General features: G+C 67.7%; 5 protein-coding genes. 3 read left to right on the forward strand and 2 right to left on the reverse strand.

Translation table 11 applies throughout. The annotated features are described in order from the left end of the window. Both ACLJK8_RS21425 and ACLJK8_RS21430 read right to left on the reverse strand, forming a co-directional pair. A partial coding sequence (locus ACLJK8_RS21425; protein ID WP_413152448.1) for an MFS transporter occupies nt 1-528 on the reverse strand: 528 nt, incomplete at its 3' end. Beyond that, on the reverse strand, nt 525-1,856 hold the full coding sequence (locus tag ACLJK8_RS21430) for an HdeD family acid-resistance protein (RefSeq protein ID WP_413152449.1): 1,332 nt from the start codon (nt 1,854-1,856) through the stop codon (nt 525-527). The genes ACLJK8_RS21425 and ACLJK8_RS21430, both read right to left, overlap by 4 nt. 417 nt (nt 1,857-2,273) lie before the next feature. On the opposite strand from ACLJK8_RS21430, the gene ACLJK8_RS21435 reads away from it, so the two are divergent. The 3 genes from ACLJK8_RS21435 to ACLJK8_RS21445 form a co-directional block, all read left to right on the forward strand. Beyond that, nucleotides 2,274-2,510, forward strand: a complete 237-nt coding sequence (locus tag ACLJK8_RS21435; protein WP_413152450.1) for a hypothetical protein — start codon at nt 2,274-2,276, stop codon at nt 2,508-2,510. A 342-nt stretch (nt 2,511-2,852) separates the two neighbouring features. Then, nucleotides 2,853-5,819 carry a hypothetical protein gene (locus tag ACLJK8_RS21440; RefSeq protein ID WP_413152451.1) on the forward strand — a complete coding sequence of 989 codons (2,967 nt, stop codon included), beginning with the start codon at nt 2,853-2,855 and terminating at the stop codon, nt 5,817-5,819. A gap of 322 nt (nt 5,820-6,141) precedes the next feature. Next, nucleotides 6,142-6,977 (forward strand): AraC family transcriptional regulator (locus tag ACLJK8_RS21445; protein ID WP_413152452.1); only part of this gene is annotated, 836 nt, incomplete at its 3' end.

A 6,977-nucleotide genomic window follows, 5' to 3' on the forward strand; every position in this document is an offset into this window, starting at 1 on the left:
CACGAGGATCGCGAGCGCCACGAGCGCCAGCGCCGAACCGGTGAGGAAGGGCAGGGCGCCTTCCCGCCCCGAGACCGCGAGGATCGCGGGCCCGAGCGCGATCCCCGCCGACATCGCCGCGACATAGATGCCCATCACGCGCGCCCGCGACCGATCGTCGGTCGATTGCGAGAGCCAGGTCTCGGAGATGACGAAGAGGGATTCCGCCGACATGCCGAGCAGGACCCGCAGCAGGAACCAGACCGCGAGGACCGGCAGCACGGGGAAGAGCGCGAGCAGCACGGCGGCGGCGATCAGCGCGGCCCGCGCCGGAGCGGCGAGACCCGCGCGGCCAACGATCCGGGGCAACGCGGGGGCGATCAGGAGGACGCCGACCGCGTGCATCGCCGCGTTCGCGCCGATCAGCGCGCCCGAGACACCCCGCTCGTCGAGTTCGAGCGCGATCAGCGGCGCGCTCAGCCCGTAGGTGAGCCCGAAGGCGGCGGCGGTCGCGATGACCGCCGCTTGCGTCCGCGCGGTCCCGGTCATTGGCCCTCGGGGCTCTGGAGGCTCCGCGCCCGCCGCCGCTCGTCGAGCGCCGAGAAGAGCCGTTCGCGCCAGCGTTTGCGGCCGTGTTCGAGCACCCGCCGGAGCAGGCGCGCATAATCGAGCACGAGGCCCGGTGTCCAGGTCATGCCTTCGGCCCGCGCCCGGATCAGGCGCAGCATCCAGAACTCGGGATTGAACACGAGATGGAGGAAATCGCGGATCGGCCTGCCGGTCGAGGCGAGCCCCTCGGTCGCCGCGTCGAGACAGAGCGCGACCGTGGTCGAGCAGTTGCGTGCCGAGAGGTTGTAGGTCGTGTCCCGCGAATAGACCGACCAGAAGGCGCGCAGGGCCTGATCGTTGAAGCGATGAAAGGTGACGGTCTGGTCCGGCATGCACCATTCTCCCGCCTCGACCGCGAGCGAGGGCTGGAACTTGCCGGGAACGTCGTTCTGGCCGCCGGAATGGAGGATGGTCAGGAGCTCGTCCGAGGCGCGTTCGAGCTCCCGCGCCGGATAATGGCTGACATAGAGATCGGGCGGCGCTTCGAGCGCCGCGTGGCCGGTCGAGACGACACCGCGCTTGTCGAGGGTCGCGATGTAGCGGTCCACGACCAGCATCCGCTCGGGATCGTCGATCGAGCCCGTCGCGGTCCAGATCCGCACGTTGAGCGCGCCGGGCACCGGTCCGGCGCCGGCGTCGAGCGCCGGAACGACGACGCCCCGGGCCTGCCAGTTGGGCGCGGTATAGAACGGCAGCGCCGTCACCGACGCGCCTTCGGGCAGGCGCCGCAACTGCCGTGCCGCGCGCAGGATGACGAGGCCCGAGGCGATGAAGAGCAGGGCCATGCAGAACGGCACCGTCAGGTCGCGCGGCAATGGCCAGCGCGCGAAGATCACGAAGCCGAGCAGGATGGAGATCACCCCCGTGATCACACCCCGCGTCAGCCGGCTGTCGCGCAGGACCAGCGCCGAGGCGATCCGGAACGCGCCGTCGGCGACGAAGGCCGCGCCGAAGACCACCATCGCGCCGAGGTTGTGATCCCATTCGACGTTGAAGACGAGGAAGGCGGCGAAGAGAAAGCACAGGCCCCGCGCCGCCGCGCCCCAGCCCTGGCGGAGCCCGAGCGCGCCCGCCCCGAGCAGCAGCACCGCGCCTTCGAGCGCGAGGAAGATCGCAAGCGTGTCCTCGACGAAGACGACGCCCCGGTTTCGCAGATTGAAGAGCAGCCAGATCCCGAGCGCGATCCAGACGAGCCCGAGTAGCAGAAGCAGGGGCCAGAGCGGCCGGACGGCGCGCGCGCCGAGAAGCAGGAGAGCGAGTTGGATCATCCGGTTTCCGATCTTCGTGCATCCTTGGGGGGCGGACCGGGCACGGGCCTGGGAATGGCGGTCCGACTCGAGCGTATCGGCCCCACCGCGTCGCCGATTCTAGGCCAGCGCGAGCCCGGGAGGGAGGCGGTTCCCTTGCTCGAAACCCGCGGTTTGGCAGGAAACGATCATAATGACGCGGCATGGCCGACCGGGTTCGGCGCAGGCGGGCAGGCATCTCGCGGAGGAACGAGGAACCGCGGATACAGTGTTTCCAGCAGGTTTCCGACAGGATGCGCGAAACCTGTCAGGACGGCTCACCGCCCGATCCGTAGAATGCCCAAAACGATCCGGCTGTGGCCGCGAACCGGGAAACGGTGGTTCAGAGACACCGTGCACGGGCCCCGCCGGTCGCTATTCGACGGAAGGACAGTACTCATGCGTATGCGATTCATCCCGCCATTCGTCCCGGCTCTCGCCCTGCTGCTCGTGGGGCTCGCCGGCTGCGGCATCGATTTCGACAAGATGGACCACGACGCCTATGTCGCCGGCTGCGCCAAGCTCGGCATCGATCAGAGCTCGCCCGACTTCAACCAGTGCATGATGCAGCAGCAGCGCCTTCAGGCGCAATCGGACGAGGACTACCTGGACCGGGAGGCCCTCCGGGATTTCTAGAAGAAGAAATAGCCAGTTCACGCCCGCGTTGCCCCCGGGCGCCTGAGGGGAGGTCCCGGAGGCAACCCATGCGATCGGGTCCCGGCTTGACGGCCGGGACCGCCCACCTTTCGGCCCCGTTTGGGCCAGCCGGTTGCGAGTGGTGACCCCGCGTCCGGGGCCTTTCACGAAACAGCCGTGCTGCCGGAACCTGATTTCAGACAGGTGTCGCGTCCGCGGAGATGCTTGATCTCGGCCATGCCGCTCCGAACCAGGACACGACATCCATTGGCATTTCGGCCGAGTTTCCCGCGCATGCGCCCGATCGCGCATGTCCGCGGCCCTTGAGAATGGAGCGGACCCATGACCGACTGGAGCCGATCGACCTATCTCGATCTGACAAGCTGGAACGCCACCGAATACGACTCGGGCACGACCGTCGAAGAGGCCTACGAGATCGATGCCGAGGATGTTTCCGCCGCGGGCGACGATGATGAGATCATCGTCGCCTTCGTCCTGCCGCGCGCCAACGATCCGTCGGCGCTGCTCTCGGGAAGCTGGGGCGAACGGCAGGAAGGCCTGGCCGCGCTCGACGCGGAGGGCGCGCTCTGGACGACCTACGGCGCCGATCCCGCGCTCTACGCGGAAACGGTCGCGGCGATCGAGGCCGCGGGGGCCGAGGTGGACGACGACAGCGCGCTCTCATCGCCGGCGACACGCACGATCTGGGCCCAGCTCGATCCCGAGGCTTTCGAGGCGCTGCTCGGACAGAAGCTCTACGCCACTGAGGACGATGAGGAGGAGGACGCGGACGGAAACGAGGACGCGGGCGACGGGAGCGGCGAGGATACCGGGGGGGATGACGGGGACAACGCCGAAGACGCGGATGATGACGACGCGGATGACGACGGCGACGCGCCCGCGCTCTTCTGGAACGGCGCCCTCGATCCCGGCGACCTCGCGATCGAGGGTCTGTTACTGCCCGGTCTGATGGGCGCGGCCGAGGACGACCTCTCTGGCGGGACAAGCGTCGAACTGGCGCAGGGTGCCCAGGGGATCGGCAACGGGGTTCCCGACCCGGAGATCGGCCATACCGACGCGGACAATCTGGCGAGTTTCTACCGGTTTCCGCTGTCGAGCGAGCACGCCACGACGGCGACGGTGGCGCTGACCGAGCCCGGGATCGGGGACGCCCTCCCCGGAGGCGCGGATTTCGAGGATGCGTTCAACGCTTACCTCCGGGGAAATCACTTCGTGGGCGAGACCTCGATCTACGCGGTGACGGTCGACGAGGAACGCTCCGACTACCCTCCCGGAAAGGCCGGTGAAGGTCTGGCCAGTGAACGGTCGCTCGACGTGGGCGTGGTCGGCGTGGTCAACCCGCGCTCGACGATCGGGCTCTACGACGGGGCGACGGTATTCGGCAGTCTCCAGCTCGTCATCTTCGACGAGACGCGGGACCCGTCGATCCTGTCGAACTCATTCGCGGAAAGGATGCGTCCAGCGCCGGGGTCTCCCTTCGCCGCCGCCTGGGAGGAGCTCTACACCGACGCCGCGCTCAGCAACCTCGCGGTGTTCTCGGCCTCGGGCGATACCGGCTCGGGAAACGCGACGGGCAACGGGATTCCCAATATCGACATGACCGTCTCGAGTCCCTTCACGACCGTCGTCGGCGGAACGTCGATCAGCACGCTGACACAGGCCGAGAGCGATGCGACGCTCGGAGCCGTTCTGGAGGCGGTCAGGACGGAGGATCGCGGCATGCTCTGGGCGCTGATCGCAGGCGGCATGACCGTCGCGCCGAAGGACATGACCGCGAATACTCCCATCATCGAGACGGTCTGGAACCAGTATGCCCTCGATGGCCAGGAGATCGCCGGACTGCTCGAAAACGTCGCCTCGTCCGGCGGCGTCGATCAGCGGCTGGAGATCCCGGATTACCAGGCAGACTTCGGACTCAGCCCCGGCGTCGACGGATCGCCCGCCGAGACCGGCCGCGGCGTGCCGGATGTCTCCGCGCTCGCCGGGGGCAACTTCCACTACCTCGTGCCGAGCGGCGATCTGAGCGAGACCACCCTCTCGGGCGGAACCAGCGCGTCGTCCCCGCTCTGGGCCGCGCTCTTCCAGCAGATCGAGACGATCTTCGCCGCGCAGAAACTGCCGAGCCTCGGCTATGCGAATGACCTGCTCTATCAGGCGGCGGTGATCACCCCCGCGGCCTTCCGCGATGTCCAGTTCGGCAACAACCGCTCGACCTTCGCCTATGACGAGGACGGGCGCTATGTCGTGACCAGGGGCGAGGGGGAGCACCAGGAGAGCGCGCCCGTCAACGCCACGGGCTTCGGCTATGACGCGGGCGAGGGGTTCGACCTCGCGACGGGTCTCGGCACGCCGAACGGCACGGTCCTGACCGAGACCCTGCTCGCGATCGCTCACAAGGAGCTTTATTACGATACGCCCGCCATCCTCGAGGAAACCGACGACGGCGGCTGGACGGCTGGGGCCGATCAGGCCGTATCGATCCAGCTGAGCGCCTCCGATGCGACCCGCGGCAAGATCTGCGTCGACGGCGAGAAGCTGCGGTTCTCGACCGAGGCCTCGGACCGTTTCGCCTGGACCTCGCGACTCGCGGAACAGAGCCTCGACGAGCAGATGTCGACGGACCTGATCGGCATGTTCGATGGCGCGGCGCAGGGCGACGTGTTCCAGATCGCGCTCGACGCGGGCGACGCGCTCCACTTCAAGATCGGCGGCGAAGCGGCCGAGGCCGTTCAGGGGGCGCTGTCGAATGAATATGGCTTCGTCGACTTCTTCTCGGACGGCGCCACCATGCGCGTCGCACGCAATGTCGCGGTCGCGGAGACCGAACAGGGCCGGGACGACATGAACTTCACCGTGAATCTGCGCCAGATGGCCGGGGAGGATGTGAGGTTGCAGGTCTACGAGGTCGACGATTTCGCCGGCACGATCGACGGCCTGGCCCCCGGCGAGAAGGGCTACGGCGCCCTCGCCTGCGCGAATGCCTATGCGACCACCGATGGCGCGACCCGTGTCGCCGGTCCCGGAGATGGAAAGTTCGCGAGCCAGGAGTTCACCGGCGCGGACGCGGGCGACATCATCGCCATGCGGCTCTTCACCGAGGGAAAGGTCTATTACGGCTTCGCCGCGGGGAACGAGAAGCTGGACGGCGAGGACGCCGCGCGGCTCTGGAACTACGGCGCCAACACCTGGGGCTTCGAGACAGGGGGCCCCGGAGGCGACCGCGACTTCAACGACCTGATCGTCGGGTTCGACTTCATCGACTACGCCGACGACCTTCTGCTCGCCTGAGCCCAGGACGTCCCTCCACCGGCGCGGGCGGCTCTGGAGCTTCCGCGCCGTTTTCCTCGTGTCTGCCCGGCCGGGCTCCCCGCCGATGGCGGCCGGGCGCGCGGTCCTTGGGAAGAACGGCGTGTGTCAGCGCGAGATTTCAGGGTGCGACAAGAAGTGTCTGCAAAATTGTCAACGAATTGTTGATGGATTGATCCCCAAGGTGTTACTTTTATCCCATCGCGATAACTCGGCCCAGAATTTTCAAAGTCTTCATTGAACAGAAAGTGCTTGTCCGATGTTACTCGAATCGCAGAGCGACAACTTGTCGCACGAACAGACGGTGCTTGATCTGATCCCCGACGCCTGGGGTCCGAAGCGTTCCACGGATCAGGGCGGGGTCGCCCGGACACGCACCGGTCCGAACGACATCAACCTCACCCCCCCGTCGCATGTGGCCCTGGTCATGCTGTCGCCGCAGCCGGAACGGGAGGTCGCGCTCGGGGGCGCGCGGCGGACCATCGGTTTCGCGCCCGCCGGCGCGGTGGAGATCATCCCCGCCGGCGCCGACATCTTTGCCCGCTGGCGCGTCACCAAGGAGAACATGCTCTTCTCGCTCTCACCCGGCCAGCTTACGGGTCTGGCCGGGGCGGAATTCGACAAGGATGATTTCCAGCTCCGGCCGCCCAGGCTCGGTCTGGTCGATGACAGGGCGCTGCTCCTTGCGCGGCTCGCCCGCGAGGAGGTCGAGCGGGGCGAGCAGGCGTGCGACATCTGCGTCGACAGCCTGATCACCCTGCTTGCGACCCATCTCCTGCGGAACTACTCCTCGCTCGGCGATCATCCGNTCGAGCGGGGCGAGCAGGCGTGCGACATCTGCGTCGACAGCCTGATCACCCTGCTTGCGACCCATCTCCTGCGGAACTACTCCTCGCTCGGCGATCATCCGAAGCGCCGGCACCTCGGCGGGCTGTCGCCGCGGATGTGGGGTGTCGTCAGCGCGTATATCGAGGCGAACCTCGCGGAGAAGCTGAGCATCGGCGATCTCGCGCGACAGGTCGGCCTGTCCCCGAGCCACTTCCTGCGCGCCTTCCGCCAGACATCCGGGCTGCCGCCGCATCAGTATATTCTCGGCCAGCGGATCGCCTCCGCCGAGCGCCTCATCGGGACGACCGACCT

Origin of the sequence: Amaricoccus sp. W119 (assembly GCF_047275745.1) — a bacterium.
In the GTDB taxonomy this organism is placed as follows: domain Bacteria; phylum Pseudomonadota; class Alphaproteobacteria; order Rhodobacterales; family Rhodobacteraceae; genus Amaricoccus.

Excerpts from the sequence above, each read along its gene's own strand:
- ACLJK8_RS21430 (WP_413152449.1), bottom strand. The coding sequence starts at position 1,856 with ATGATCCAACTCGCTCTCCTGCTTCTCGGCGCGCGCGCCGTCCGGCCG.
- ACLJK8_RS21435 (WP_413152450.1), top strand. The coding sequence starts at position 2,274 with ATGCGTATGCGATTCATCCCGCCATTCGTCCCGGCTCTCGCCCTGCTG.
- ACLJK8_RS21440 (WP_413152451.1), top strand. The coding sequence starts at position 2,853 with ATGACCGACTGGAGCCGATCGACCTATCTCGATCTGACAAGCTGGAAC.